This window comes from Nonomuraea sp. NPDC050790 (assembly GCF_044456745.1).
Lineage (GTDB): Bacteria > Actinomycetota > Actinomycetes > Streptosporangiales > Streptosporangiaceae > Nonomuraea.
Genome location: NZ_JBITGF010000004.1, coordinates 603,468 through 629,969, shown reverse-complemented (window position 1 = coordinate 629,969; position 26,502 = coordinate 603,468). Strand labels below are relative to the sequence as shown.

Here is a 26,502-nt window from a genome sequence, read left to right as displayed (position 1 = left end):
ACCACCCACCGCCCCCAGACCACCCAACCCGTGCCGCCTTCCCAGGTCAGCCGGACCCGTGCCCCGGAAAGCGGGACGCCGGTGCCCCCCATGGCGTGCCCAGCGAGGGGAGGCGGAGCAGCCCGCCCTCCCGGGGTTGGGCCGCGCCCCCGCATGACAGGGGAACGCAACGGCGGAGGGCAGCGCGGCGGAACCCGCGAAGGTGCGGGGGCAGAGGCGGACCCCTGCAGCGCCGGGGCCCGCGGCCAGGCCCGGGAGCCTGGGCAGGCCCGGGAGCCTGGGGCGGGGGTGGGCGGAGGCGGGGGCGGGGGTGTGGGCTGAGGCAGGGGTGTAGGTGTGGGCGGGGGTGTGGGCGGGGGTGGGTTAGGTGAGGGGGAAGCGGGGGGTGGTGGGGGTTAGGAGGGCGGAGGCAGGGGTGGTGTGCCAGGTGGTGGTCAGTTCGTCGCTTAGGGCCTGGACCAGTTTGGCCACGTCCACCGATGCCGTCCCGTGCACCGCCTCCGCCACGATCAGCACCGAGGACGTCCCAGGACGCACCGCCGAGTACCCGCTCTGCCGGTTGGTCCACCGCCGCGCGTGCGCCCGTCCCGCCGAATCGGCGAAGACGACCTCTCCCGGCTCCGGGTTCTCCACCTCGCCGGAGAACGTCTCGTAGGTCTCGTCGCCCTCCGCATGGCGTACCGTCAGGTCGCCCGTCACCCGCTCCAGGTCGATCGCGGCCACCGGCACCGCGAAGGCCAGCGAGATCGCGTTGCACAGGTCGATGAGCGGGTGGATGCGCGGCAGTTCCCCCTCTTTCCTGAAGCGCCGCAGCAACGCCTCCGACGCGCACCGGTACTGGGTCGGCTTGAGGCCCATCGCGGCGAACGTGCGCCGCCAGGCCTGGATCTCCGGCAGGTCGGACTCGGTCCGCCCGGTCAGCCGTTCCGCGGCGATCGCGCCGAACCTGGCCACCTGCTCGCCGACCTCGGCCATGGCGCTCACGCCCTCGGCGCGGACGACGCCGGCGACCAGGCCGGGGTGTGCCGCCCACATGGCGGTGGAGTGCTGGAAGTACATGGCAGATCAGCCTGCCGGGCCCGCGCCGCGATCGGCAAGGCCAATCACGAGCGCGTGAGCCGTACCAACAGCTTGAGCCGTAAGAACAGCGTGAGCCGTGCCGTCAGGCGGTCACAGCAGGCCCGCGGCGGCGAGGAGTTTGCCGATACGGCCGGTCTCGTCCGCGTTGAGGGGGATCTGGGGCGGGGCCGTGGTGGGGTGGTCGATGATGCCGCGCAGGCAGAGCGCGGCCTTGAAGGCGCCGAGCCCGGCGGAGCTGCCGCCCATGCGCGCGCCGCCGACGCGCACGATCGCGAACAGCCGCACCAGCCGCTCCTGCTCCTCCCTGGCCGCCGCCGCGTCGCCGCGCGCCGCGGCGGCGGTCAGCCGGACGTAGCCGTGCGGGTCGACGTTCCCCAGTCCCGGTACGACGCCGTCGGCCCCCATGGCGAGGGCGGAGTCCACGGTGATCTCGGAGCCGGTGAGCACGCTGAAGCCGGCCGACCGGCCCAGGATGACCTGCCGCATGGCCCCGTCGTCACCGCTGGAGTCCTTGACCCCGGCCAGCGCGCCCTCGGCGGCCAGGTCGAGCAGCAGGTCGGCGGTGAGCTTGGTGTGGACGGAGACGGGCAGGTCGTAGGCGTAGAGGGGCAGACCGGCGCGCTCGGCGAGGATGCGGAAGTGGGTGCGGATCTCGGCGGGATGGGTGCGGGTGTAGAAGGGCGCGGTGGCGACGAGGGCGTCGGCCCCGGCCGTACGGGCGGCGCGGGCGTGCTCCAGGACCCGCGGCGTGGTCATGTCGATCACCCCGGCCAGCACCGGAACCCGCCCCGCCACGTGGCCCACGACCGTCTCCAGGACGAGCGCGCGCTGGGCGTCGGTCAGGTAGGCCACCTCGGAGGAGGAGCCGAGCACGAACAGCCCGTCCACGCCCCCGTCCAGCAGATGGTCGACCAGCCGGACGAGCGAGGCGGTGTCCACCTCGTGCTCCGGCGTCATCGGGGTACACACCGGCGGAATCACACCGGTCAGCATCATGCGCGCTCCTGGATCAGGTCGAGGTCTGTCGCCCCCGCGGTCACGGGGTGGTGGCAGTGGTAGAGGTGGCGGTCCTCATACCGAACAGCCGGCATCTCCGCCGCGCAGGCGTCGTCGGCCCGCCAGCACCGGGTGCGGAACGGGCAGCCGCTCGGCGGCCTGGTCGCCGACGGCACCGCGCCGACCAGCGGGATCGGGTTGATCGGCGAGATCAGCCCGGGAGTGGCGGAGAACAGCGCCCGCGTGTACGGATGCCGCGCCCCGCCGGGCACGTCGGCGGCCGGAGCCTGCTCGACGATCCTGCCGAGGTACATGGTCACCACCCGGTCGCTCATCCGCCTCACGGTCTGAATGTCATGCGAGACGAACACGAGCGCCAGCCCCAGCCTGGCTTTGAGGTCGAGCAGCAGGTTGAGGATCTGGGCCCGTACCGAGACGTCGAGCGCGCTGGTCGGCTCGTCGGCGACGACCAGTCCGGGCTCCAGCGCGAGCGCCCTGGCCACGGCGACCCGCTGCCGCTGCCCGCCGGACAACTGGCCGGGCAGTGCGTCGGCGGCGCTCTGGGGCAGTCCGACGAGGTCGAGCAGTTCGCGTACGCGCTCGTCGCGCTGGCGCGGGGTGCCGCGGCGGTGCACGTTGAGCGGGTCGCGCAGGACCTGGGCGACGGGCAGGCGGCGGTTGAGCGCGGTGGACGGGTCCTGGAAGATCATGCCGACGCCGGTGCCGATGAGCTCGCGCCGCTCGGACTCCTTCGTGGCCCACAGGTCGCGGCCCTGGACGCGGACGGTGCCCTCGGTGGGCCGCTGGAGCCCGACCAGCACCCTGGCCAGCGTGGACTTGCCGCACCCCGACTCGCCGACGACGCCGACGGTCTCGCCGGGCGCGACGGCCAGGTCGGCGGCGGTCAGGGCGTAGACGCGGTCGCGCGAGAACAGCCCGCCCGAGCGGGCCTTGTGCACGACGTGGACGCCGCTGACCTCGGCCACGGCGCCCGTGGCGGCGGCGGGTTCAGGCATGCTCTTCTCCTCCGACTCCGGCCGGGGTCAGTGCGGGGTGGTGGCAGGCCACGGCGTGGGCGTGCGCGTCGCCCTCCAGCACCGGCCGCGCGGTGTGGCAGAGGTCGTCGGCCATCGGGCAGCGGTCGGCGAAGCGGCATCCCGCGGGGAAGGCCGCCGGTGAGGGCACGACGCCGGGGATCTGGGTGAGGCGCTCGGCTCCCGACTCCAGTGACAGGACCGAGCCGAGCAGGCCGCGGGCGTAGTGGTGGGCGGGCGCCCCGACCAGCGTGGCGGTGGCGCCGGTCTCGACGATCTGCCCGCCGTACATGACGACCACGCGGTCGGTGACGTCGGCGACCAGCGCGAGGTCGTGCGAGACGAGGATGAGCGCGAACCCGAGCTCCTCCCGCAGCCGCAGCAGCAGCTCGATGACCTGAGCCTGCACGGTGACATCGAGCGCGGTGGTGGGCTCGTCGGCGACGATCAGCTTGGGCTCGCGCGAGAGCGCCATGGCGATGAGCACCCGCTGCCGCTGCCCGCCCGACAGCTCGTGCGGGTAGGCGGAGAGCGTGCGGGCGGCGTCGAGGCCGACCATGGCCAGCAGTTGGGCGGGCGGACGCCGGCCGCCGCGCCGGGTGAGCTGCTTGAGCTGGGCGCGGATGGTCATGGCGGGGTTCAGCGAGGACAGCGCGTCCTGGTAGATCATGGCCACCTCGTGGCCGAGCAGCCGCCTGCGGGCGCGGCGCGGCAGAGCGATCAGCTCGCGCTGGTCGAAGCGGATGTGGCCGCGGACCCTGGCCTCGCGCGGCTGCAGTCCCATGACGGTCAGCGCGGTCAGCGACTTGCCGCAGCCCGACTCGCCGACCAGGCCGAGCACCTCGCCCGGCCGCACGTCGAAGGAGATGCCGTCCACGATGTCGACGCCGCCGTGACGCTGGTCGAAGCCGATCGCGAGGTTCTCCACGGCCAGGATCGGCGGCCCCGTGGGCAGCGGGCGGGCACGCTCGGCCAGGCGACGCGCCGCCTCCTCCAGGCCGGGCAGCTCGGTGACCTTGCCGGAGCCGGGCACGGCGCGCTCGAAGGCGTCCTCGTCGCGGGCGGGCGGCGCGGTGCGGGCGGCGGGCGCGGCCCAGGCGTCGGAGATGCCCTCGGACAGGATGTTGAGCGCGAGCACGGTGAGCAGGATCAGCAGGCCGGGGAAGACCGTGGCCCACCAGCCGCCGAGCAGCACCATGTTCTTGCCGTCGGCGATGACGCTGCCCCAGGAGGGGTTCGGCGGGCGTACCCCGGCGCCGATGAACGACAGCGACGCCTCGAACACGATCGCGTCGGCGACCATCACCGTGCAGAAGACCAGCACGGGCGCGGCGGTGTTCACCGCCACATGCCTGATCACGATGTACGGCGTGCGCGCTCCGATGACCCGTTCCGCGGCGACGTAGTCCTCCCCGTACTGGGCCAGCACGTTGGCCCGCACGACACGGGCCACGGACGGCATGTACAGGAACGCCATGGCCATGACCAGCACCGGGACGCTGCCGCCGAAGACGGCCACGAGCACCGCGGCCAGCGCGATGCCGGGGAAGGCCATGACCACGTCGAGCAGGCGCATCAGCGTCTCGTCGACGGCCTTGCGCGAGGTGGCGGCGATCGCGCCCACGACCGCCCCGGCCAGCAGGGCCAGGCCGGTGGCGCCGAGGCCGATGAGCAGCGACCAGCGCGCGCCGTACAGCAGCCTGGACAGGATGTCGCGGTTGGCGCTGTCGAGCCCCATCCAGTGCGCGGCCGACGGGCCGCCGCCCGCGACCTCCTGGAAGTACGGCGAGTGCGGCGCCAGCAGCGGCGCGAACAACGCGGCGAGCACGACCAGCGCGATCACCGCGACGGCCGCCCACGACAGCGGCGGCAGGCGACGGAATCCGATGCCGGGCCGGGCCAGCCGCCCGGCGAGTCCTCGTCTCATGCGGCGCTCCTGAGGCGGGGGTTGACCAGCAGGTACAGGACGTCGACGACCAGGTTCACCAGCATGAAGCCGACCGCGATGGTCAGCACCACGCCCTGCACCACGGCCGGGTCTCCATCGCGAACCGCGTTGATCATGAGCTGGCCCATGCCGGGCAGGCCGTAGATCTGCTCGATCACCACCGCGCCGCCGATGAGGTAGCCGATGCGCAGGCCGAGCACGGTCAGCGGGTTGATCAGGGCGTTGCGCAGCACGTTGCGGCCGACCACGACGACCGGCGGCAGGCCGCTGCCGATGGCGGTGCGGACGTAGTCGCGGTCGAGCTCCTCGACCATCGAGGTGCGGACGATGCGGATGAGCTGGGCGGCGACGGGCAGCGACAGCGACAGGGCGGGCAGCGTCATCGAGCGCAGCCAGCCGGAGGTGGAGTCGGCGGGGTTGATGTAGCCGCCGGTCGGGAAGAGCCCCTCCCCCACGGCCAGCCATTGGATCATCAGCAGGGCCAGCCAGAACGCGGGCGCGGCGACCCCGACCAGCGACACCAGCCGGATCACCTGGTCGGGCCAGCGGTCGCGGAACAGCGCGGCGGTGACGCCGAACACCAGCGCCAGCACCGTCGCGACGGCCAGCCCGAGCAGGGTGAGTTGGAGCGTCAGCGGCAGCGCGGTGAGCACGGAGTCCAGGACCGGCTTCTTGGTGAGCACGCTGGTGCCCATGTCGCCGGTGGCCAGTTCGCCGACGAAGCGTACGTAGCGCACCGGCAGCGGGTCGAGCAGGCCGTTCTCGAGCTGGAACCGCCGGATCTGCTCGGCGGTCGGGTTGGCGCCCTGGAAGTAGGCGTACTCGGGCTTGCTGGAGGAGAAGCGCATCACGACGAAGACGAACGCGATGACGCCCAGCAGCAGCGGGACGAGGATCAGGACGCGGCGCACCAGCATCCGGGCGACGAGGATCATGTCCTCTTGGCCTGCAGGAGGTTGATGCCGGGGTACGCCTGGGCGCGCACGCCGGACAGCTTCTTCGGGTCCCAGGCGGTCATGAGCTCGGTGTGGACGACCGGGTAGAGGACGGCCTGCTCAGCGATCACATCCAGATATTTCTGGACCAGGGCGGTCTTCTGGGCCTTGTCCGGCTCCCGGGTGGCCTCGTCCATCATGCGGAACAGGTCCTTGGCGTCCTTGCTCGCCTCCCAGTGCGAGTACTTCATCCACAGGCCGTCGGGCACGTAGTTGTAGTGCAGGATCAGGTCGGCGTCCATGCCGAACTGGTTGGGGTTGGAGGCCGCCGCGACCACCTGGTAGTCCTGCATCTGGTCCATCTTGGCGAACAGCGCGGCGGTGTCCTGCGGCTCCAGCGTGGTCTTCACCCCGATCGCCTCCCACGAGGCGGCGATCGTGGGCAGGCAGTCGGCCAGCCAGCTCACGTTGACCGCCATGAGGTTGACCGTCAGGTTGGTGACGCCCGCCTCCTTGAGCAGCGCCTTGGCCTTGTCCGGGTCGAAGTCGTAGACGACCGCGGCGCGTTTGTGGTCGGGGTGGCCCTCGTTGAGGAAGGAGCTGGAGGCCGTGCCGTGGCCCTTGAGCGCCACGTCGATCATCTTCCCGCGGTCGATGGCGTAGTGCAGCGCCTGCCGTACGCGCACGTCGTCGAAGGGCTTGGCCTGGGTGTTGAACATGAGGAACAGGTGGTTCATGCCCTTGCCGCCCTCGACGTTCAGCCCCTGCTGCTTGAGGCGGTCGATGTTGGCGTAGGGGATGTTGTCGGCGATCTGGGCCTCGGCGCCGCCGCCGGAGATCTTGGCCACGCGGGCGGCGGCGTCCACGATCGTCAGCCAGTTCATGCGCTTGGCGGTGGCCGGGCGCGGCCCGTTGTAGCCGGCGAAGGCCTCGAAGGAGGTGTTCGACTTGGGGTTGTGCGCGGTCATCCGGTACGGCCCGGAGCCGACCGCCTTGCCGCCCTTGGCCGCGTCCCAGCCTCCGGCGGCGCCGAAGACGTGCATGGGCATGATCTTGGCGATGGTCAGGCGTGGCGCCGCGTCGGGGAAGGGGAAGTTGAAGACCAGCTCGACGCTGCGCTCGCCGGTCTTCCTGACCTCCTTGAGCCACGCCTTGAAGAAGTTGCCGACCAGCACGTTGGCCGCCGGGTCCAGGACCCGCTCGAAGGTGAAGACCACGTCGTCGGCGGTCACGGGCTGCCCGTCGTGCCACTTGGCGCCCTCGCGGAGCGTGAAAGTCCAGCTCGTCGCGTTGAGGTCGGCCGGCAGCGCCGTCGCCAGCGCGGGGTACGGCTCGCGCGTGATCGGATCGGTGTCGAGCAGTCCTTCGTAGATGTGGGTGATGCCGGCCATGGCGAAGGCCGACGCCGTCTGGGTGGGGTCCCAGCTCTGGTCGTTGCCGTAGCCGATGACGGCGGTGATGAGGTCCTTGTCCGATCCGGCGCCGACGGAGCCGGTCGAGGCGGGGCCGCCGCTGCAGGCAGCGACGGAGGCGACGACGAACGCCGAGGCGCTGGTGTAGCGCAGGAAGTCGCGGCGGCTGAACTCAGAGCTCACGGATGCCTCCTGGGGGTAGGTGCGTTCCGCAACTGGCCGGATGTGGCCAGGGGTAGAACGTGGGACATCCCATGTCCTATCTTGTGCGTAACGTGGACGCTAAGCCGGGAGACGGCTTGCGGTCAACGGATGGTTTCCGGAATGTTACGCAGTGATCGCACAGAAGGGGCACTACATGCGTTCACGACCCAGCCGTGCCGTCGAGGCCCAGGAGGCCGTCAAGGAGATGATCCTCGGGCGCGGGCTGGCGGCCGGTGACCCTCTGCCGACCGAGTCCGAGCTCATGGAGGAGCTCGGGATCAGCCGCAACTCGGTCAGGGAGGCGCTCAAGGCGCTCCAGGCGGTCGGGATCGTGGACATCCGTCACGGCTTCGGCATGTTCGTCGGCCGGATGTCGCTGGCCGGGCTCGTGGACGAGCTGACCTTCCACAGCCGCATCACCCTCCAGGACGGCCGCAGCCACATCGCCCACCTGGTCGAGATCCGCGAGATGCTGGAGACCGGGCTGGTCCAGAAGCTCATCGACCTCGGCGCGGAGGCCGACCTGTCGGCCGCCGCCGCGGCCATGGACAGGATGGAGGACGAGGCGGAGCGCGGCGGGGTCTCCCCCGAGATCGACCGGCTCTTCCACGACGTGCTCTACCGCCCGCTCGGCAACCCCCTGGTCAGCCAGTTGCTCGGCGCGTTCTGGGACGTCTACCACCAGTTGCGCGACGAGATCGGCGTCCCCGACGAGACGCCCGCCGACGTCGCGCGCCGCCACCGAGACATCTACGCCGCGGTGACGGCCCGCGACAAGGCCGCCGCGGTGGCCGCCGTCCACGCCCACTTCGAGGGGGTGCGCAACCGGGTCGCCCGGCTAGGCTCCGTGGGATGAGCTTCGATCTGGCCGTGTGGTTCGAGGACGAGCCGATCACGCCGCTGCGCGCCACGGCCAAGTTCCTCGACTGGTGCGAGGCGCCCGGCGAGGACTCCCCGCCGGGCGCAAGGGCCGAGGTGGCGGCCTTCGTCGACGACCTGACCGCCCGCTACCCCGACCTGACCGCGGACAACTACGCCGGCTCGCCCTGGGCCGAGCCGCTGACCGTGGCCGAGGACATCGTGCTGGCCAGCGCGGTGTTCCCGCGCGCCGCCGAGGTGTGCAGGACCGTGTTCGAGCTGGCCGGGCGGCACGGGCTGGTCGTCTTCGACCCCCAGTCGGGCAGTGTGCACGCGCCTCAGAGGTAGACGCGGGGGTCGGCGCGCAGGCCGCGCGTCAGCCGTACCTTGATGAACTCGTTGTCGTCGGCCGCGCCCGCGGTGCGGCCGGAGGAGAACGGGAAGTTGTTGTCGTTCAGGATGCCCAGCGTGCGGTCGTCGAGGATGATGACGTCCTCGATGGTCTGGAACGGGAAGGTGAAGGTGCCGCCGCCGGGCGCCGCGAGGTCGAGCAGGTCGGCGACCTGGGTCTTGTCGAGGGCGCCGTCGCCGTCCCTGTCGCGGGTGTCGGCCAGGTAGACGCGCTTGAAGCGGGCCTCGGCACCCTGGAGGTTGTCCCGCTCGATGATCAGGAAGCGGTGGCGGTCCACGGCGATGGCGTCGCCGATCGCGTGGGAGGGGTCCTCCAGGCGGTAGGTCCAGCGGCGCTCGCCGTACGCGCGCCTGCGCAGGTCGAACTCGTACATGCGCAGCGAGCCCGCGGGGTCGCCGGTCACGGTGCCCTCCAGCAGCGGGTACAGGCGACGCCCGTCCACGGACCTGGCCATGCCCTCGAAGCCCTTGCTGCGGCCGAGGTTCGGCTGGCCGCCGCCGAGGTCGGGGTTCTCCGGGGCCTTGACGCCGGGCAGCGGCACCGGCGCGTCGAGCAGTTCGCCGCGCGCGTTGGTGTGGAGCAGGAACGGGCCGAACTCGTCGCCGAACCAGTAGGTGCCGTCCAGCGAGCGCACGATCGACTCGACGTCGAAGTCGGCGCCGGTCAGCTTGCGGTCGGGGCGGGTGAGGGGGAAGGGGACCAGCTTGCGCGGGTCGGAGAGGTTGAAGCCGCCGTGCAGGCTCAGCTTCTTCGAGCGGAAGTCGGGGCGCACGCGGTGGACGCGCAGCAGGAAGTCGGCGCTGTTGGCCTTGGCGCCGAAGCCGTTGTCCGACAGGACGTCGTAGCCTCCGTCGTGGCGGCGGGCGATGCCGCTGAACCCCTGCACGGGCTGGCCGGGGAAGGGCGGGGTGATCCCGTTGATGGGGGCCGTACCGAGTTGCGCGCCGGACCGCTCGCTGCCCGGCACGTACGTCTGCGCTGGCAGCGAGGCGAACCCGGCCAGGGCGGCCCTGCCGAAGCCGTGCTCGGGCGGGGTCGCGGCGGCCGGGACCGCGGCGCCGCCCAGTGCCAGCGCGCCGGCGCACATCAAGATGGCGATACGTCTCATGGCGGGCACCCTAGGACGGTGAGGTGACGAGATGTTGAACACCGCGCAACCGCTCCGACGCGAGAGCGCTCTCATCGAGGTTGACACGGCGTTAACCGTGTGTTTCCTTCAGGTGTGAGAGCGCTCTCTGCACCCGTCACCCCCCGCTAGGAGCAGTGATGCCGCGCCGCCGTCTCGCCGTCGCCGCCGCCGCCTTGTCGGCCGCCTTCTCCCTCGTCCTGTACGCCGTCGCCGCCTCGGCAGCCGTGCCGCCCCCGCCCTCCGGGTGGTCGCTGGTCTGGGCCGACGACTTCAACGGCCCCGCCGGATCGTCACCCGACCCCGGCAACTGGATCGTCGACACCGGCCACTCCTACCCGGGCGGCCCCGCCAACTGGGGCACCGGAGAGATCCAGAACTACACCGCCAACCCCGCCAACCTCAGCCTCGACGGAACCGGCAACCTGCGCATCACCCCGCACGGCGCCAACCGGGACTGGACCTCGGCCCGCATCGAGACCCGCCGCTCCGACTTCAAGCCCGCCGACGGCCGCATCCTGCGCATCGAAGGCCGCATCCAGATGCCCAACGTGACCGGGCAGGCCGCGCTCGGCTACTGGCCGGCGTTCTGGGCGCTCGGCTCGCCGTACCGGGGGAACTACTGGAACTGGCCGGGCATCGGCGAGTTCGACATCATGGAGAACGTCAACGGGATCAACTCCGTGTGGGCCGTGCTCCACTGCGGGGTCGCGCCCGGCGGGCCGTGCAACGAGTTCAGCGGCCTCGGCGCCAGCCGCGCCTGCCCCGGCGCCTCCTGCCAGTCGGCCTTCCACACCTACCGCTTCGAGTGGGACCGCAGCGTCTCGCCCAACCAGTTGCGCTGGTACGTGGACGGCCAGCAGTACCACTCGGTCAGCCAGTCGCAGTTCGACGCCGCCACCTGGAACAACATGACCGGCCACGCCGGCTACTTCATCCTGCTGAACGTGGCCATGGGCGGCGCCTTCCCCGACGGCGTGGCGGGCTTCTCCACCCCGACGGCGGCGACCGTCTCGGGACGTCCGATGGTCGTCGACTACGTGGCCGTCTGGCAGAGCGGCACCACCGGCCCCACCAACCCGCCGGGCGACGTCGACGCCCGCTCCACCATCCAGGCCGAACGCCACCAGGCCCAGTCGGGCACCATCGTCGAGGCCACCACCGACACCGGCGGCGGCCAGAACGTCGGCGCGATCTCCAACGGCGACTGGCTGCGCTTCGACAAGGTGGCCTTCGGCGCCACCCCCGCCACCCAGTTCCGCGCCCGGGTGGCCTCCGGGGCCGCGGGCGGGGTCAGCGGGCTCGTCCAGGTCAGACTGGGCAGCCCGACCGCGCCGCCGATCGGCGACTTCGCGCTGGCCGGCACCGGCGGCTGGCAGAGCTGGCGCACGATCCCGGCGAACATCTCCCCCGTGACCGGCACCCACACGGTCTACCTGACCTTCAGCAGCGGCCAGCCGGCCGACTTCGTCAACGTCAACTGGTTCACCTTCTCCACTAGCTGACCCGCATGCAGTAGGCGTTGGCGGGCGCGATGAAGTCCCGCAGCCGGTACTGGGCGGCACGGGCGTCGGCGTAGCCGGCGTGCCCGAGCTTGACCAGGAAGTCGCTCCCGCTGGCGCCGATCCTGCTGAAGGCGCGTGCCCACGTCCCGTAGTAGGCGTCCCCGAAGAACGGCTCCAGCGCGGCGTTCGCCACCGATGCGCACGCCGCGCGGGTGCCGACCGTCCCGGGCGGACCAGGCGGAGGTACGGCGGCGCCCGGGTTGTCGACGACCGGGCGATGCGCGAAGTCGATGAAGCCGTACTGGAGCAGCCAGGTCGGAGCCGTCGCGCCGATCCACAGCGCCGACGCCCCCACCGCGGCGATCGCCAGCGTACGGCGCAGCCAGGCACGACCCGGCCGCGCCCCGGACCGCACCGGAGCCGAAGATCCCAGCGCCACGAGGCCCCGCAGGGCGCTCACCGCTCCCGCGGCCAGCAGGCTGACCGGCACCCCGTACCCCATCACGCCGACGCACAGCGCGTTGAACTGGGACAGCAGGAGCGCGGCCGAGCACTGCCCGGCCGAACAGGCCAGCGCCAGCGGCTCCCACACGATCGCCACCGAGCAGCCGAGCCCGACGGCGACCGCGGACAGGACCGCGTGCGAAGGACCGAGCCCGCCGCCGGTCATCGTCGAGACCACGATCGCGATGATCCCCTGCAGCAGCCCCAGGCCGAGGATGAGCCCGACGCCCACCTTCATCATGTCGCCGAGCGAGTCGGTGCGCACGCCCGGGTCCAGCCCGGTGACCACGCTCACCAGCAGCGGCTCCGGCGTGACAAGCTCGGCCCCGAGGACCAGCAGCGTCAGGGCCGCGGCGGGGACGAGGGCCGCGAGCGGCCTGACCCGGGCGGCGGGCAGGGCGAACTCCTGCGGCGTGTCCAGGTACAGCCGCCGCCCCCGCGCCCGCGAGGTGTGCGCCAGCCAGGACCCCAGCGGATACAGCAGCGCCAGGAGCAGCACGGTCAGTTGCCCGGCGTCGAACAACGACGCCAGCAACGCCCAGACGGCCCCGGCCGGCCCAGGCGTCTCCAGCCCGATCCGCGCGGCCATGACCCAGGAGCTGAGGAACAGCCCGAACAGCAGGGTCGCCGGCACCAGGGCGCCCAGGTAGACAGGCAGGAGCGTGCGCGAGCGCGCCACGGGCAGCCACGCGGCCGCGCACGCCGACAGCCAGCGCGCGAACGCCAGGCACAGTCCGAGCAGGATGGCCACCACGAGCGCGGCGACTCCCGGGTCGGCGGCGAAGGACTCCGCCCAGGACAGGCTCATCCGGCTCGGCGCGGCCACCAGGCCCAGCACGATGCCCGCGGCCAGCGCCGCCCCCGCCGCGCCGCCCCTGGGCGCGGGCCGAGCGGCCGCCATGGCCGCAAGCGTCGCGCGGAACGCCCCGGCCAGCAGGATCGCCGCCACGGGCAGCCCGGCGAGCAACGCGCTCACCTGGTAGGCCAGGCGCTCGGCATCGCTGAACCAGAGGCTGACGACCTCCATCACGTACGGCATCGCCAGTCCCGCCGCGATCCCGGCGCCGAGCGCCTCACCCGGCATCCACCGCAGCAGCCGGCCCGGCTGCCTGACCACCTCGGCCCGGTCGGCCGCGCGCGGGTGCAGCCGCAGCAGCCTGACCAGGCTGCCCTTGACGTCTCCCCAGGAGGGGACGGGCGCGCCGCCGGACATGGTCGCCCGCACGTCGGCGTAGTGCTCGCGGGCGCGCAGCACCGACGCCGCCAGCAGGACGACCAGGACGGTGCCGAGCACGGCCCTGATCGACAGGGCGAGTGGCCGTTCCTGGTCGAAGATCGCGGCGTACACCAGCAGCGGCGCGCCGGCCAGCAGCGCGAAGACCCACACGGCCGACAGCGTGAGGTTGGTCAGGTCCACGTCGCGGTTACGCAGGTGGGCGAGCTCGTGCAGGATGATCGCCTTCAGCTCGGTCCGGTCGCCGCGCCGCCTGGCCTCGTGGACGGTCCCGATGTTGAGGCGGAGGCGGTAGCGCGGGTGACGGCCGAACGCGCGGCCGCCCGGCGCGCCGCGATTGGCGTCGAGCAACACCTCGGGTGTACGGCGCAGCCCCTCCTCGGCCGCCAGCCCCGCGACCAGCCCCGACAGCTCCTCCCCCGCCGGCACCAGGTGCTGCCGGGCGATCGTCAGCCGGGGCCTGACCAGGTACAGGGCGAGGATCGCCGCGGCCACGACCAGCAGGGCGCCCAGCACGACCGCGGCCCGCTGCAGGCCGACCTCGCGCAGGCAGCCGAGATAGCCGGCGGCCAGCTCCCGCGCGGTCCCGCCACCGGCCCCCGCCCCGGACCCGGCCGAGGCCCCGGGCACGGCCCCGGCCGCCGACTCGGCGGCGCGGTCGCAGGCCGCGTACGCCGCCTGCCACTGCGAGACGCCGCCCGCGATCAGGTCGAAGGAGGAGGCCGCGGCGGCCGGCACGAACGTGACCAGCAGGAGGAAACGGGAGGTGGTCGCCGCCGGTAACAGGAAGGGGTTGCCAGGACGCTCCCGGCCGTTCACTGGGGAGGCGTCCAGTCGCGGCGGCTCCAGCGCTCCACCGCGCGTTCCGCGATCGCCTGGGCGTGCTCGCACCCGGCGGAGTCCAGTTCCTTGGCGATACGCCGCTCCGCCTCGCCGGCGAACTCGCCGAGCTCCGGCACCGGCGCCCGCGGGTCGCCCGCGGTCCGGCGCTCACGCCAGCGGCGCAGCCTGGACCTGCCGTCGCGCACGCCGACGACCACCATCTCGGTCATGAGGCCGCCGACGACGCCCCAGAGCAGGTTCGTGAGGGTGGGGTCACCCAGGTCGATGCCCGCCGCGCCGGGCTCGTCGCGGGCCCTGCGCGCGCGGCGGGCGGCGGCGGGATCGGCGAAGTACACGCCGGTCATCAGATCGAACTCGGGAAGTTCCTGGGGGGCGAACTCGGCCACCAGTGCGCGTACGAGCGCGCGGCGGTCGCCGACACTGTCCGTCGTCACGTCCGCACTGTAGATCGCCGCGCCGCCTCCGGGAAAGCGTTGACCGGGAGGAGGCAACGGGCGCCACGCAATCGGTCAACAACCCTCGGAGGCGGGGGCCGGCGCGCCGGGGCGGCGGCCGTCGGCGAGGTCACGCGGCCACGGCGCCACCGCGCCCACGCGCCCCTCGTCGCCCGGTCCCGCCCGGTCCAGGGCCAGCTTGGCGCGCCGGTAGACCACGCACCGTTCCTCCCACTCCATCTCGTCGCTCATGACGGACATCGTGACCGCGAAGGGTGATCGTCCGCATGCGCCTTGCCATCAGTTGAGGACTTCCACGCTTCCCCGTTCACCGTCGACGCGCACGCGGTCGCCGTCGTGGATGCGCGCGGTGGCGTTGCCGGTGCCGACGACCGCGGGGATGCCGAGCTCGCGGGCGACGATCGAGGCGTGGGACAGCGGCGCGCCCATGTCGGTGACGACGGCGGCGGCGCGCGGGAACATGGGCGTCCAGCCGATGTTGGTCAGCGTCGTCACCAGGATCTCCCCCGCCTTCAGCCGCTCGCCGTCCTCGGGACCGGTCAGCACGCGGGCCACGCCCTCGACCACGCCGGGCGCCCCGGGGAAGCCGGTCACCGTGTCGGACGGGGGCGCCTGGCCGCCGCGGGCGTCGTAGAGGTCGACCCGCCGGTCGGGCGAGGCGGCCCAGCGGACCGGGTCGAAGGGGCCGACGATGAGCATGGGGTAGATCGGCAGGGCGGCGTACTTGCGGTAGGTGGCCCGCCGTACCGGGATCCTCGCCAGCGGGGCGCGCCCGCCGCGCAGCACGTCGACGATCTCGTCGATCTCCAGGAAGAAGACGTCGTCGCCGAGGCCGGTCAGCTCCCCCGCGCGCAGGACGAACGCGCGCATCGCCCAGAACACGCGCATGTTCTCCGAGCGGGTGTCCTCGCGGTCGCGCACGATGGCGTTCCATCTGGCCACCCGCTCGCGCATCGACGCGCCTTTGCGGGGGTGGCGGTGGTCGAAGCGGGCCCAGGCCGCCGCGCGCGCCTCCTCCTGCCGGGCCAGCAGGTCGCGGGCGTCACCGGAGGCGACCTCGGCGAGCTGCCTGTCGATCCAGCCGGGGTCCTCGCCCGGCCTCGGCACGCTGACCTCGAACTCGTGGGCGCCCCGGTGCCCGTAGACGGCGGCGAACTCCGCGCGGTCGATCTCGCCCCTGGCCAGCTTGCCCAGGCCGATGATCGGGCCCATGCTGGCCAGCTCGCCGTCCGCGTTCGCGCCGGTGAGCATGGCCTCGGCGTCGCTGTCGCCGACCATCTCGCGCAGCTTGTCGCGGGTCATGACGAGCGCGGCGCCGCCCTGGCGCCCCGCCGCCTCCAGCATCCTGCACGTCTCCACCACGTACGGCCGCAGCTCCTCCTCCCAGAAGCGGGCCAGCTCCGCGGGCTCCCCGATCAGCCCGGCGCGCTCGCGCAGCCCCTCGCAGCGCTCGCGGGCGGTGGCCAGGAAGGGCCGCAGCCGCCTCACGTTGGCGGCGACCCGGCGGCGCAGCCTGATCGCCATCGGCAGCATGGCCTTGACCAGCTCCCAGCGGGAGGCGGGCAGCAGCGGCACGTCGAGGCCCGGCGGGATCCTGCCGAAGACCTGCTCGATCGCGCCGAGCCTGCTGCTCATGCCGAACGCCCTGGCGGCGGAGATGGCGATGCTGAGGTTCAGGTAGAAGCGCCCGCCGATGTTGCCGACCAGGCGGTAGCCGGGGATCGCCGAGGCGGACATCGCCTCGCGGATGAACAGCCGCACCAGCGACCAGGTGACCGGGGTCATCACGTCGGGGATGGCCTCGCCGAGGTTGCCGCTGGTCCACAGGTACTGGCCGGTCAGGCTGTCGTTCCACTCCTCCACCTCCTCGGCCAGGCCGGTGATCGGGCGGGCCTGGACGACGAAGAGCTCCTCGCCGCGCCTGGCCCACTCGACGTCCATGGGCGTGCCGTACAGCCGCTGGATCCGCTCGCCCAGCTCGGCCAGGCGCAGGACCTCCTCGTCGGCGAGCACGCGCAGGGAGCGGCGTTCCGGCGGCACGTCCCGCTCGCGCGTGCCCTCCGGCTCGCGCACGGTCATGACGGCCTTCTCTGCGACGATGTACGAGCTCACGCGCCCGTCGGCCACCACGGCGGTGTCCGGCGTGACCTGGCCGCCGACCACGGCCTCGCCGAGGCCCCAGGCGGCGTTGATCACGGTCTGCCCGCGGGCGCCGGTGACGGGGTCGGCGGTGAACATGATCCCGGCGGCGTCGGCGTCCACCATCTCCTGGACGACCACGGCCAGCGCCACGCCGTCGTGCGGCACGCCATTGCGCTCGCGGTAGGCGACGGCACGCGGGTTCCACAGCGAGGCCCAGCAGCGGCGGACGGCGTCGAGCAGGTCGGGGCCGCGCACGTTCAGATAGCTGTCCTGCTGCCCGGCGAAGGACATCTCGGGCAGATCCTCCGCGGTGGCCGACGACCGCACCGCCACCGCCACCTGACCGCCGCCATCGCGCCCGCCGCCGCGCTCGTCAAGGCGGTCGCCGCCGTCGCGTCCGCCCAGGGCGGTGTAGGCGGCGAGGATCTCGGTGGCCAGGTCCTGCGGGATCTTGTGTTCGGTGAACAGTTCCTGCGTGCCGGGAGCGCCGAGGCGGTCGCGGAAGGGCGCGGTGAACGCGCGGTAGGCGTCGGTGGTGATGTGGAAGCCCGGCGGGACCGGCAGCCCGGCGCGGCTCAGGCGGGCCAGCGACGCGCCCTTCCCGCCCGCGACGGCGAGATCGGCGGCCGCGTCATCGAGGGGGAGAACGTTCACAGCGCCTGTCCTTCCAGTGCGGTCTCCAGCTTGTGCCCGGCCAAGTCGGCGGCGTACGCGACGTAGGCGCCGACGGCTTCGGCGATCGCGCGGGCCTCGCGCGGGGACGGCTCGCGCCCCGCTTCGAGCGCGCGGTGCGCGGTGTCGGCCAGCAGCGCGGCCAGCCGTTCCCCGGGCACGCGGTACGGCTCGGGCGTGAGCCGCGCGGCGGTCAGGAACCCGAACACGACCGAGGTGAGCACGCTCACGTGCTCGGCGTCGGTGAGGTCGGGGCGGATCGCGCCGTGCTTCCTCAGCTCGCCGAGCAGCCGGTGCAGCGCCTCGGCCTGGTCGGGGTCGCTGGGCCGCTCGCTCTTCATGGTGGTCAGCCTGCCGAGCACCTCGGTGTCGGACAGCAGCACGGCGCGCATGAGCGGCCTGCGCATGACCTCGGTGGCCACCACCCCGACCAGCTCGCGCAGGGTGGCGGGGGCGGCCCGCCGTACCTCCTCCAGGGTGGCGACGCGCTCGCGGCGCAGCAGCGCGACGAACATCAGCTCGCGCGTCTTCCAGTGCAGGTAGATCGTGCCCTTGGCGACGCCGGCCACGCGGGCGACGTCCCCGATGGTGGTCTTGTCGTAGCCCCAGCGCAGGATCAGCTCGGCGGCGGCGTCGAGCACGCGGTGGGCACGCTCGCGCTGCCGAGCCGGATCGGCGGGCGGCCTGGCCATGCAGCACTCCGTTCTTTGACCGAATAAGCATATGTGGTCAGAAAACCCCTCACAAGGTACGGCCCCGCCCGGACATTCCCGGATCTTCAGCCCCCGAGCCCGCGCCGCGCCGTACGGTAGACCCCATGGCCAAGGCCTTCTGGATCGACCAGGACTTCGACAGGGACCGCCACGGGCGCTACGCCGCGCACGTGGAGAAGAACCTGCCGGAGTTCGAATGGGGCGACATCGCGCCGGTGCGCTTCGCCTGTGCCGCCTGGAGGCTGGCCACGCCGCCCTCGCTCGACCCCGGCTACGTCCGCTGGGACCGGCGCGTGCTCGACGCGACCTGCGCGCGCAACACGTGGGACGGCACGCTGACCGCCCGCGTCAGGATCGTCTCGCCGCTGCCCGAGCCGCTCACCCGCTCGCGCGCGTGGTGGCGCGACCGCGGCTGGCAGGGCTGGCAGGAGCTGTTCGGCCAGTACGTCGAGCCGACCCAGCAGGACCTCGCCAGAAGCCCGTTCCTGCGCGCGACGCTCCTGGTGGAGGCGCCGGTGCCGCTGGCCGGGCTGCCCCCGGAGCCGGAGGGCCCGCACGAGCGCGTCGAGGAGAGCGCTCAGCGGGCCGTGGCCGTCCTGGTGCGCGAGCTCAACGAACTCGTCTCACCGATCCTCGACCAGCTCGGCTAACCCGGCCAGGTTCAGAGTCGACCGGCTCGGCTAACCCGGCCAGGTCCAGAATCGACCAGCTTGGCTAACCCGGCACGGTCCAGAATCGACCGGCTCGGCCGACCCAGGCCGGTCGAGGATCGGGCGGCCCGCTAACCCGGCTCGGGCAACACGCGCAGCTTCTTCGGCTCGCGCAGGTCGCCGGAGCGGTACTCCAGCTCCTCCTCCGCCAGCCGCATCCGGGGGAAGCGGGCAAGCAGTCTCGTCAGCGCCAGCCGCAGCTCGGCCCTGGCCAGCGCGGCACCGAGGCAGAAGTGGTGACCGTAGCCGAAGGCCAGGTGGGCGTTGCCGGGGCGTTCGGGGTCGAAGGCGTCGGGCTCGGCGAAGCGCGCCGGGTCCCGGTTGGCCGCGCCCCACGCGCAGCGCACCACCGCCCGGCCGGGCAGCTCCGCCCCGCACACCCGCACGGCGGCCGTGGTGTGCCGGGGCACGCTCAGCGCGATCGGCGTGACGTAGCGCAGCAGCTCCTCCACCGCGTCGCCGACCATCTCGGGCCGCTCCACCAGCCGCCGCCACAGTCCCGGCTCGCTCAGCAGCAGGGCCAGCCCGTTGGCCAGCAGCGCGGTCACCGCCCGGTGCCCGGCCACCAGCGTGAGCCTGAGCCCCGCCACCAGGTAGGGCTCCGGCAGCCCCTCCCGGTCCGCCTGCCGGATCATGCCGCTGACCAGGTCGTCGGCCGGCTCGCGGCGCCGCTCGGCGATCAGCGCGGCCAGGTGGGCGAGCATCGCGGCGGTCTCGGGGGAGGTCATGTCGGGCCCCGGCGTCATGGCCTCGGGCCGCTCGGGCAGCGCCGCGATCCGGCCGCTCACGTACGCCTGCACGTACGCCCGGTCGGCGTCCGGCGCCCCGATCAGCGCGCACAGCGTCCTGATCGGCAGCGGGCGGGCGAAGGCGGCGACGAAGTCCACGCTCTCGGCAGGCTCGATCGCGTCCAGGAGCTCGTCGGCGATCCGCCGGATCCTGGGCTCCAGCGCGGCCACGCGCCTCGGGGTGAGCTGCCGGGAGATCATCCGGCGCAGGCGCTGATGGTCCTCGCCGGACAGGTCAACCAGGTCCTCCTCGAAGATGACCCGGCCCGCCTTCTCCGCCTCCTCGATCGGGTTGCCCGCCTGGCCGCCGTCGCCCATGAGGCGCTGGTCGGAGAAGCCGGTGACGGCCGCCTCGTAGCCGGTGAGCAGCCATTCCGCGCCGCCCCGGCCCAGGTCGACGTGGTGGACGGGGGCGCTCTCGCGCAGGCTTCGTACCGTGGGGACGTCGTTGAGCTGGGCGGGGGTCAGGCGGGTGGTCATGCGATCCGCTCCTCGAGGTATCCGTCGGCCTGCAGGGTGAACAGCTCGGCGTAGCGGCCGCCCAGCGCCATCAGGTGGCCGTGGGTGCCCTCCTCGACGACGCGGCCGTGGTGCAGGACGTAGATGCGGTCGGCGTGCCGTACGTTGGCCAGGCGGTGGGTGATCAGGACCGTGATCCGGCGCTCGGCGCCGGCGCGCAGGCCCGCGAACAGCGCGTGCTCGGCCTTCGGGTCGAGCGCGGCCGACGGCTCGTCGCAGATGAGCAGGGGCGCGTCGCGGTAGAAGGCGCGGGCGCAGGTCAGCCGCTGCCACTGGCCGCCCGACAGGTCCTGGCCGCCGGCGAAGACCCGCGACAGCAGCGTGTCGTAGCCCTCGGGCAGCTTCTCGATCATCTGGTGTGCGCCCGCCCTGGTCGCGGCGGCGCGCATCCGGGCGGGGTCCTCGTGCTCGGAGCCCAGCGTGATGTTGCGGGCGGCGGTGAACGGCCAGCGCCAGTACTCCTGGCTGACCAGCCCCACGTGCCGCCACAGCTCGTGGCCGTCCACGGCGTCCAGCGGCAGGCCGTCCCAGGTGACCGCGCCGGAGGTGGGGCGGCGTAGCCCCGCCAGGAGCATGGCGAGGCTGGTCTTGCCCGAGCCGTTCTCGCCGACCAGCGCGATCGTCTGGCCGCGCCGGGCGGTCAGGGTGACGCCGTCGAGCGCCGCGGGACCGTCGTGGCCGTAGCTGAGCCCGGCGTGCTTCACCTCGATCGTCTCGGGCGGCGTGATCACGGCGGTGTCGGCGGGCGGCGGCAGGCGGCTCTCGCAGCGCCGCGCGAACTCGGTGAAGTCGCCGTAGTAGAGGCCCTCTTCGTAGATCTTGTTGACGTTGGTGAGCGCGAGCGTGAGCGACTGCCTGGCCGCCTGCAGGGCCAGCACCGCCGTGGCCGCCGCCGCCAGCGGCAGCGCGCCGCCGGCCAGCAGCAGCCCGAGCACCGTGTACAGGCCCGCGGTGGCCGCGCCGGACAGCAGGCCGCCCGCCACCCGCACGCGGGTCTGCGCCGCGACGACCTCCAGCTCCGCCTCGGTCTCCGCGGCGACCATCCGGTCGTACTCGCGCAGCAGGAAGCCGCGCATGGTGAACACGCGCACCTCCGCCGCGGTCAGCCGCTCGGCCATGAGCTCGCCGAGCATCCACATGCGCCGGCGGCGCGAGGTCCTGTTGCGCTCGCTCACGTACGCCAGCCTGGCCACGCGCACCGCCGCCCACGCGCCGGGCAGGCTCGCCAGCACCAGCGCGGCCAGCAGCGACGGGTGCACCACCAGCAGCGCCACCGCGGTGCCGGCCAGCCCGGCCAGGCCCGCGGCCAGGTCGAGGGTGGCGCGCACCAGCGCCTGCAGGGCCATGCCGCCGCGGTTGCGGGCCCGCTTCATCTCGTCGCTGAAACCCGGGTCGTCGAAGGCCGCCAGCTCCACCCGCGTGGTCAGCTCGAACAGCTCCCGCTCCACCAGCGTCAGCACCCTGGGCATGAGCCTGGCCTGCGCCCATCCCGCCCCGATCGACAGCGCCGACCTGGCCGCCACGGCCGCCGCCACGGCCAGCAGGGCGGGCAGCGCCGCCTGGACCCGTCCGAGCGTCGGCCCGGCGGCGAACAGCGCCACGAGCACGTCGCGGGTGGCCAGCAGGCCGTAGGAGGTGGCGACGCCGCCGAGCACGCTCAGCGCGAGGGCGATCGCGGTGTCCCGGCGTCCGGCCCGCCAGGCGACGGCGACCGCGCGGGCGGTGGTGGCGGGCAGCCGGGCGGCGATCCGCAGGAAGCCGGTGCCGGCGAGCGCGGCTGTGTGGGCGTCCCACCAGGCCGTGGCCAGCGACGGCAACTCCCCCGCACCCGCGCCCCGCCTTCGCATCCCCATGTCCCCTCCGCGTGTAGCCCGACGCTCCGCCTGCGCGCCCGCACGCCGCTCCGCGCTTCGGCGGCCGTAGCGTCCGCACGCCGCTCCGCGCTTCGGCGGCCGTAGCGTCCGCACGCCGCTCCGCGCTTGGGCCGGCGCCGCGCCACCGCAGCCACGTGTCGCCCTCCGCGTCACGTCCGACGCCGGTGACCAGCGTAGAAAGGCGGACTTGGAAGTGGCTTGACGACCTCTGGGAGGGCCTTCGTCGGGCCTTTGACCTGCGGGTTCTCCGCCTCCGGGCGGGGCGGGAGGTGGCCGCGTGTTCCGCCCTCCGGGACGGCGCACGGCGCGTCGGGGCGCTGCCGTACACGCTGACCTGCGCGAACACCGTCCCGGGCGGGTTTTGCAGCCGTCTCCCAGGGCGATCCAAGTGCGGCCGTTCATCCTCGGTCTGTCAGGTCGGAAGGCGGAGGGAGCGGTGATGACGGGGACCCTGGTGGTGTTCGGCGCGGGGGCGCCGCCGGTGCGCGAGGGGTGGCGGGTCAGCGTGGCCGAGGCGCCGGACGGCGACTGGCCGCGGGCGGTCGCGGACTTCCTGGCCGCACCCGCGAGCCCCTCCCGCGCGGTCCTCCTAGGCTACGGCCCCGCCGCCGCACCCGTCCTGGATTTCGCCGACCATCACCCGGAGCGCGCGGCGGCCGTCGTCGCCGTGGGCGCCCCCGAGCACCTCGACCCGTCCGGCCTGTGCTGCCCGGCCCTGGTCCTGGCCGAGGACGACCCGAGGAGCGTGAGCTCCTTCCTGGCCGCCCTGGACCCCGGCGGTGAGCCCGGCTGCCCGGTCCGGCTGCCCGCGCTGACCCCGGTCCTGCTCAACGACCCCGACGTGATCCGGCAACTGCGCGTGCTGGGTCCGGTCCACCGGGTCAACGCCCCCGGGGTGTCGACCTCGTGGATCCTCACCGGCCACGCCGCGAGCACCGCCGCCCTCGCGGATCCGGCGCTGGCCGGTGAACTGGAGATCACGGCCGGCTTCCGCCCGCAGGGCGAGCTGGAGCACCGCGGCGAGCAGGACCTGATCACGATCGCCGGCGACGAGCACGCCAGGCTGCGCGCGCTGGTCGGCCCGCACCTGACGCCGCGCAGGATGGACAGGCTGCGCCCGCGCGTGCGGGCGGCGTGCGAGCGCCTGCTGGCCGCGCTGCCCGAGCACGAGCCCGTGGACCTGGTACGCGCCTTCGCCCGCCCGCTGCCGATCATCGTCCTGTGCGACCTGCTCGGCATCGCCGAACAGGACCGCGACGACATCGCCGACTGGCTGCTGGTGCGGATGAACACGGTGCCGCCCGTGGCCCACGCCGACATCGACGAGCGCCTGCGCGCGCTGATCGCCGACCGGCGCGCGCGGCCCCGCGACGACCTGCTGAGCTGGGTGGCGCAGGCCGAGGGCGAGGAGCTGTCCGAGGACGACCTCGTGGCCGCCGCCCGCCTGCTGATGGTCGGCGGGCACCGCGCGCCGACGACGCTGCTGGCCAACGGCCTGGCCGCGCTGCTGCGCGAGCGTGAGCAGTGGAAGCGGCTGGTCGCCGAGCCCGCGCTGGTCGAGAGCGCGGTCGAGGAGCTGCTGCGCTACGTCACGCCGTTCCCCGTCGGCCTGGCCAGGACGGTGTCGTGCCCGGCCGAGGTGGGCGGGCGGGCGATCCCGCCCGGCGACCTCGTGGCCGCCTCCCTGGTGGCCGCCAACCGCGATCCCGCCTTCTTCGCCGACCCCGACACGCTGGACGTCGGCCGCGCCCGTAACCCGCACCTGGCCTTCGGGCACGGCCACCACTTCTGCCTGGGCGCGGCCCTGGCCAGGATGCAGGCGCGGGTCGCCCTGGAGACGCTGGCCGGCCGCTTCCCCGGCCTCGACCTCACACACGACGCCCGCGACCTGCACTACCGGCAGAACCGCGTGCGCTACCTGCTCGAACTCCCCGTCGTCCTCAGCCCGCGCTAGGAGCCCGCCCATGGACGCGACCATCCCCCAGTTGCTCGCCTACTGCCAGGCGGACCCGCTGTTCTTCGAGCCGCCGTGGCGCGTCTCCGACGAGCGGGGCCGCTTCGCCGCCGCGCGCCGCGACCTGCCCGGCGGGTGGCTGCGCAGCGAGCGGGAGCTGTGGGTCGTGCTGCGCCCGCCCGCCGCCGAGCTGCCCGAGCAGGGGTGGAAGATCCACGTCTCCGCCACGCCGGCCGACGCGGAGCGCGTGTGCGACCTCGTCGTGGACCACTGCCTGCAGCGCGGGGTGGCGGTGAAGTTCCTGCGCGGCGCCGCCGCGGTCCGGCTGCTCAACGGCAAGTACGCCGAGCGCGGCAGCAGCGGCAAGCTGCTCACCCTCTACCCGGCCGGCGAGGACGAGCTGAGCCGCCTGCTGCCCGAGCTGGAGGAACTGCTGCGCGGGTACGCCGGGCCGTACGTGCTGACCGATCTGCGCTACGGCGAGGCCCCCGTCTACGTGCGCTACGGCGCGTTCCGCCCGATGACCTTGACCGGCGCGGACGGCGAGACCGTCTACGCGGTGCGCGCGCCGGACGGCGAGCTGGTGCCCGACGACCGCAGCCCGGCCTTCACCGTGCCCGCGTGGGTGCGGGTGCCGGAGGTGCTGCGCGCGTCGCTGGAACGGCGCGGCCAGGGCGGCGCGGAGTCCTTCCCCTACCTGATCGAGCGCCCGCTGCACTTCTCCAACGGCGGCGGCGTGTACCTGGCCCGCGACAGGCAGTCCGGCGGGTACGTGGTGCTGTCGGAGGCGCGCCCGCACGCCGGGCTCGACCGCGACGGCGCCGACGCGGTCGCCCGGCTGACGCGCGAGCGCGAGGTGCTGAGGCGGCTGGAGGGCCTCGACTGCGTGCCCCGCGTCCTGGACCACCTGGTGATCTGGGAGCACCACTTCATGGTCGAGGAGTACGTCGAGGGCAAGACCCTGATGGAGGAGGTCTTCGACCGCTACCCGCTGGCCGGGCCCGATCCGGCGCCCGGGGACCTGGCCGCATACACGCGGTGGGCGATCGACGTGCTGGCCAAGGTCGACCACGCGCTCATGGCCGTGCACTCCCGGGGAGTGCGCTTCACCGACCTGCACCCGGGCAACGTGATCGTGCGGCCCGACGGGCGGGTGGCGCTGGTCGACTTCGAGATCGCCTGCGACCTGGCCGACCCGCACCGGCCGGGGCTGGCGGCGCCCGGCTTCGCCGCGCCGGCGGGGATGAGCGGGCGGGAGGCCGACCAGTACGTGCTGAACTGCCTGCGCCAGTGGGTGTTCCTGCCGATCTCGCCGCTGCAGGACCGCGACCGGGTGAAGCTGTCCAGCCTGACCGGCGTGATCACCGAGCACTTCCCGGTGCCGCCGGGGTTCGGGCCCCGGATGCTCAGGGGGTTCGGGCTGGGCGCGGGGGCGGACGAGCGGGCCGGGATGTTCGACGACCCGTCCTGGCCGGAGATCAGCGACTCGATCACGGCCGGGATCCTGGCCTCCGCCTCCCCGGAGCGGCGGGACCGGCTCTACCCGGGCGACCCGCGCCAGTTCGACACGGGCGGGCACACCGTGGCCCACGGCGCCGCCGGGGTGCTCTGGGCGCTTCATCACACGGGCGGGCCCGTGCCGGAGGAGCACCTGGACTGGCTGGTGACCGCCACCCGGGCGGCGCCGGCGCGGGCCGGGCTGCTCGACGGGCTGCACGGCGTGGCCGTGGTGCTGGACGAGCTGGGCCGCCGCGAGGAGGCCGCGCGGACGCTGGCCCGCGCCAGAGCGGCCGAGGCGGACTGCGTAATCCCCGGGCTCCACGGCGGGCTGGCCGGGGTGGGACTGAGCCTGCTGCACTTCGGGCAGGTCGAGGCGGCCGAGGCGGTGGGCGAGCGAGTGGCCGCCGCGGCCCGCGGCTGCGAACGCGGCGGGCTCCAGCACGGCCTGGCCGGGATCGCCCACCTCTTCCTGCGCCTGCACGCCGCCACCGGCGCGGAACGCCACCTCGACCTGGCGCTGGACGCCCTGCGCCGGGCCGTCGAGCGCGGGCAGGTCCTGCCGGACGGCGGCTTCCAGCTTCTTGAGGACCACCGCTACCACGCCTACCTCGGCACCGGCGGCAGCGGCCTCGCCCTGGTCCTGGCCCAGTACCTCTCCAGGCGGGAGGAGCCCGGCTTCGCCGAGGTGATCGCCGGGGCGCGCAGGTCGTGCCGCGCGCCGTTCGTCAGGCACCCGTTCCTGTTCATGGGCAGGGCCGGCACCATCGCCGCCCTCCACCACCTCGGCCACCCCGAGGACCGGCAGGTGGTCCACGACCACGTGCGCCGGCTCGGCTGGCACGCCCTGTCCTACCGGGGCCACCTGGCCTTCCCGGGAAACCAGTTGCTGCGCCTGTCCATGGATCTGGCCACGGGCACCGCCGGCGTACTGGCCGCCCTAGGCGTCGCGTTCGACCGGAACGCGTCGATCATCCCCGCCGTCGACCTTCGGGTACCCGCGGTCGACGGCGCAGGAAGGAGGTGAAGGAAATGGCATTCGTCCTCGAGCTCCAGGCGCTCAACGCCCCCAAGGCTCTCACGGCAC

General features: G+C 73.6%; 20 protein-coding genes. 6 read left to right on the top strand and 14 right to left on the bottom strand.

Features of this window, described 5'->3' with window-relative positions:
- Positions 1 to 363 precede the first annotated feature (363 nt).
- The 6 genes from ACIBEJ_RS23245 to ACIBEJ_RS23220 all read right to left on the bottom strand — a co-directional run bounded on the left by ACIBEJ_RS23245 (position 364) and on the right by ACIBEJ_RS23220 (position 7,588).
- Complete coding sequence (locus tag ACIBEJ_RS23245) at positions 364 to 1,059, bottom strand: B3/4 domain-containing protein (protein WP_397184871.1); 696 nt, start codon at positions 1,057 to 1,059, stop codon at positions 364 to 366.
- Positions 1,060 to 1,170: 111 nt separating this feature from the next.
- Positions 1,171 to 2,076: a dihydrodipicolinate synthase family protein gene (locus ACIBEJ_RS23240; protein ID WP_397184870.1), complete on the bottom strand. Its 906-nt coding sequence runs from the start codon at positions 2,074 to 2,076 to the stop codon at positions 1,171 to 1,173.
- Positions 2,073 to 3,092, bottom strand: coding sequence for an oligopeptide/dipeptide ABC transporter ATP-binding protein (locus ACIBEJ_RS23235; protein WP_397184869.1), 1,020 nt, complete (start codon positions 3,090 to 3,092; stop codon positions 2,073 to 2,075). The genes ACIBEJ_RS23240 and ACIBEJ_RS23235 overlap by 4 nt, the downstream gene beginning before the upstream one ends.
- On the bottom strand, positions 3,085 to 5,037 hold the full coding sequence (locus tag ACIBEJ_RS23230) for a dipeptide/oligopeptide/nickel ABC transporter permease/ATP-binding protein (RefSeq protein ID WP_397184868.1): 1,953 nt from the start codon (positions 5,035 to 5,037) through the stop codon (positions 3,085 to 3,087). Before ACIBEJ_RS23230 ends, ACIBEJ_RS23235 begins: the two co-directional genes overlap by 8 nt.
- Positions 5,034 to 5,993 (bottom strand): ABC transporter permease, encoded by a 960-nt coding sequence (locus tag ACIBEJ_RS23225; protein ID WP_397184867.1) that lies wholly within the window; start codon positions 5,991 to 5,993, stop codon positions 5,034 to 5,036. Before ACIBEJ_RS23225 ends, ACIBEJ_RS23230 begins: the two co-directional genes overlap by 4 nt.
- Entirely contained in the window at positions 5,990 to 7,588 is a 1,599-nt protein-coding gene (locus ACIBEJ_RS23220) for an ABC transporter substrate-binding protein (protein ID WP_397184866.1), read from the bottom strand. Before ACIBEJ_RS23220 ends, ACIBEJ_RS23225 begins: the two co-directional genes overlap by 4 nt.
- Before the next feature lie 175 nt (positions 7,589 to 7,763).
- Between ACIBEJ_RS23220 and ACIBEJ_RS23215 the strand changes: the two genes are divergently transcribed.
- Both ACIBEJ_RS23215 and ACIBEJ_RS23210 read left to right on the top strand, forming a co-directional pair.
- Positions 7,764 to 8,465 (top strand): FadR/GntR family transcriptional regulator, encoded by a 702-nt coding sequence (locus ACIBEJ_RS23215; RefSeq protein ID WP_397184865.1) that lies wholly within the window; start codon positions 7,764 to 7,766, stop codon positions 8,463 to 8,465.
- Complete coding sequence (locus tag ACIBEJ_RS23210) at positions 8,462 to 8,815, top strand: hypothetical protein (RefSeq protein ID WP_397184864.1); 354 nt, start codon at positions 8,462 to 8,464, stop codon at positions 8,813 to 8,815. The genes ACIBEJ_RS23215 and ACIBEJ_RS23210 overlap by 4 nt, the downstream gene beginning before the upstream one ends.
- On the opposite strand, the gene ACIBEJ_RS23205 is transcribed toward ACIBEJ_RS23210, so the two are convergent.
- Positions 8,806 to 9,987: an esterase-like activity of phytase family protein gene (locus ACIBEJ_RS23205; protein WP_397184863.1), complete on the bottom strand. Its 1,182-nt coding sequence runs from the start codon at positions 9,985 to 9,987 to the stop codon at positions 8,806 to 8,808. The genes ACIBEJ_RS23210 and ACIBEJ_RS23205 overlap by 10 nt on opposite strands.
- Before the next feature lie 158 nt (positions 9,988 to 10,145).
- On the opposite strand from ACIBEJ_RS23205, the gene ACIBEJ_RS23200 reads away from it, so the two are divergent.
- Positions 10,146 to 11,510 carry a glycoside hydrolase family 16 protein gene (locus tag ACIBEJ_RS23200; RefSeq protein ID WP_397184862.1) on the top strand — a complete coding sequence of 455 codons (1,365 nt, stop codon included), beginning with the start codon at positions 10,146 to 10,148 and terminating at the stop codon, positions 11,508 to 11,510.
- Here the strand turns inward: ACIBEJ_RS23200 and ACIBEJ_RS23195 are convergent.
- From ACIBEJ_RS23195 to ACIBEJ_RS23175, 5 genes are all read right to left on the bottom strand, one after another.
- The gene (locus ACIBEJ_RS23195; protein ID WP_397184861.1) at positions 11,503 to 14,067 is read right to left on the bottom strand and encodes a M48 family metalloprotease; all 2,565 of its coding nucleotides are present in this window, start codon (positions 14,065 to 14,067) and stop codon (positions 11,503 to 11,505) included. The two genes, ACIBEJ_RS23200 and ACIBEJ_RS23195, sit on opposite strands and share 8 nt — an antisense overlap.
- The gene (locus tag ACIBEJ_RS23190) at positions 14,064 to 14,525 is read right to left on the bottom strand and encodes a hypothetical protein (RefSeq protein ID WP_397184860.1); all 462 of its coding nucleotides are present in this window, start codon (positions 14,523 to 14,525) and stop codon (positions 14,064 to 14,066) included. The genes ACIBEJ_RS23195 and ACIBEJ_RS23190 overlap by 4 nt, the downstream gene beginning before the upstream one ends.
- A 75-nt stretch (positions 14,526 to 14,600) precedes the next feature.
- Positions 14,601 to 14,777, bottom strand: coding sequence for a hypothetical protein (locus tag ACIBEJ_RS23185; RefSeq protein WP_397184859.1), 177 nt, complete (start codon positions 14,775 to 14,777; stop codon positions 14,601 to 14,603).
- A gap of 48 nt (positions 14,778 to 14,825) precedes the next feature.
- A complete protein-coding gene (locus ACIBEJ_RS23180) occupies positions 14,826 to 17,342 on the bottom strand; it encodes a PEP/pyruvate-binding domain-containing protein (RefSeq protein ID WP_397184858.1) in 2,517 nt (838 codons plus the stop codon).
- Positions 17,339 to 18,052 carry a TetR/AcrR family transcriptional regulator gene (locus tag ACIBEJ_RS23175; RefSeq protein ID WP_397184857.1) on the bottom strand — a complete coding sequence of 238 codons (714 nt, stop codon included), beginning with the start codon at positions 18,050 to 18,052 and terminating at the stop codon, positions 17,339 to 17,341. Before ACIBEJ_RS23175 ends, ACIBEJ_RS23180 begins: the two co-directional genes overlap by 4 nt.
- 125 nt (positions 18,053 to 18,177) lie before the next feature.
- On the opposite strand from ACIBEJ_RS23175, the gene ACIBEJ_RS23170 reads away from it, so the two are divergent.
- Positions 18,178 to 18,723 carry a hypothetical protein gene (locus tag ACIBEJ_RS23170; protein WP_397184856.1) on the top strand — a complete coding sequence of 182 codons (546 nt, stop codon included), beginning with the start codon at positions 18,178 to 18,180 and terminating at the stop codon, positions 18,721 to 18,723.
- 131 nt (positions 18,724 to 18,854) lie between these two features.
- On the opposite strand, the gene ACIBEJ_RS23165 is transcribed toward ACIBEJ_RS23170, so the two are convergent.
- Together ACIBEJ_RS23165 and ACIBEJ_RS23160 are read right to left on the bottom strand one after the other, a co-directional pair.
- Complete coding sequence (locus ACIBEJ_RS23165) at positions 18,855 to 20,051, bottom strand: cytochrome P450 (protein ID WP_397184855.1); 1,197 nt, start codon at positions 20,049 to 20,051, stop codon at positions 18,855 to 18,857.
- Positions 20,048 to 21,943 (bottom strand): ABC transporter ATP-binding protein, encoded by a 1,896-nt coding sequence (locus ACIBEJ_RS23160; RefSeq protein ID WP_397184854.1) that lies wholly within the window; start codon positions 21,941 to 21,943, stop codon positions 20,048 to 20,050. The genes ACIBEJ_RS23165 and ACIBEJ_RS23160 overlap by 4 nt, the downstream gene beginning before the upstream one ends.
- Before the next feature lie 460 nt (positions 21,944 to 22,403).
- Between ACIBEJ_RS23160 and ACIBEJ_RS23155 the strand changes: the two genes are divergently transcribed.
- Positions 22,404 to 23,918 carry a cytochrome P450 gene (locus ACIBEJ_RS23155; RefSeq protein WP_397184853.1) on the top strand — a complete coding sequence of 505 codons (1,515 nt, stop codon included), beginning with the start codon at positions 22,404 to 22,406 and terminating at the stop codon, positions 23,916 to 23,918.
- Positions 23,919 to 23,928: 10 nt separating this feature from the next.
- Positions 23,929 to 26,442, top strand: a complete 2,514-nt coding sequence (gene lanKC, locus ACIBEJ_RS23150; protein WP_397184852.1) for a class III lanthionine synthetase LanKC — start codon at positions 23,929 to 23,931, stop codon at positions 26,440 to 26,442.
- The last annotated feature ends 60 nt before the right edge of the window (positions 26,443 to 26,502 follow it).

Coding starts and splice junctions, on each gene's coding strand:
- ACIBEJ_RS23245 (WP_397184871.1), bottom strand. CDS start 1,059: ATGTACTTCCAGCACTCCACCGCCATGTGGGCGGCACACCCCGGCCTG.
- ACIBEJ_RS23240 (WP_397184870.1), bottom strand. CDS start 2,076: ATGATGCTGACCGGTGTGATTCCGCCGGTGTGTACCCCGATGACGCCG.
- ACIBEJ_RS23235 (WP_397184869.1), bottom strand. CDS start 3,092: ATGCCTGAACCCGCCGCCGCCACGGGCGCCGTGGCCGAGGTCAGCGGC.
- ACIBEJ_RS23230 (WP_397184868.1), bottom strand. CDS start 5,037: ATGAGACGAGGACTCGCCGGGCGGCTGGCCCGGCCCGGCATCGGATTC.
- ACIBEJ_RS23225 (WP_397184867.1), bottom strand. CDS start 5,993: ATGATCCTCGTCGCCCGGATGCTGGTGCGCCGCGTCCTGATCCTCGTC.
- ACIBEJ_RS23215 (WP_397184865.1), top strand. CDS start 7,764: ATGCGTTCACGACCCAGCCGTGCCGTCGAGGCCCAGGAGGCCGTCAAG.
- ACIBEJ_RS23210 (WP_397184864.1), top strand. CDS start 8,462: ATGAGCTTCGATCTGGCCGTGTGGTTCGAGGACGAGCCGATCACGCCG.
- ACIBEJ_RS23205 (WP_397184863.1), bottom strand. CDS start 9,987: ATGAGACGTATCGCCATCTTGATGTGCGCCGGCGCGCTGGCACTGGGC.
- ACIBEJ_RS23200 (WP_397184862.1), top strand. CDS start 10,146: ATGCCGCGCCGCCGTCTCGCCGTCGCCGCCGCCGCCTTGTCGGCCGCC.
- ACIBEJ_RS23185 (WP_397184859.1), bottom strand. CDS start 14,777: ATGAGCGACGAGATGGAGTGGGAGGAACGGTGCGTGGTCTACCGGCGC.
- ACIBEJ_RS23175 (WP_397184857.1), bottom strand. CDS start 18,052: ATGGCCAGGCCGCCCGCCGATCCGGCTCGGCAGCGCGAGCGTGCCCAC.
- ACIBEJ_RS23170 (WP_397184856.1), top strand. CDS start 18,178: ATGGCCAAGGCCTTCTGGATCGACCAGGACTTCGACAGGGACCGCCAC.
- ACIBEJ_RS23165 (WP_397184855.1), bottom strand. CDS start 20,051: ATGACCACCCGCCTGACCCCCGCCCAGCTCAACGACGTCCCCACGGTA.
- ACIBEJ_RS23160 (WP_397184854.1), bottom strand. CDS start 21,943: ATGGGGATGCGAAGGCGGGGCGCGGGTGCGGGGGAGTTGCCGTCGCTG.
- ACIBEJ_RS23155 (WP_397184853.1), top strand. CDS start 22,404: ATGACGGGGACCCTGGTGGTGTTCGGCGCGGGGGCGCCGCCGGTGCGC.
- lanKC (WP_397184852.1), top strand. CDS start 23,929: ATGGACGCGACCATCCCCCAGTTGCTCGCCTACTGCCAGGCGGACCCG.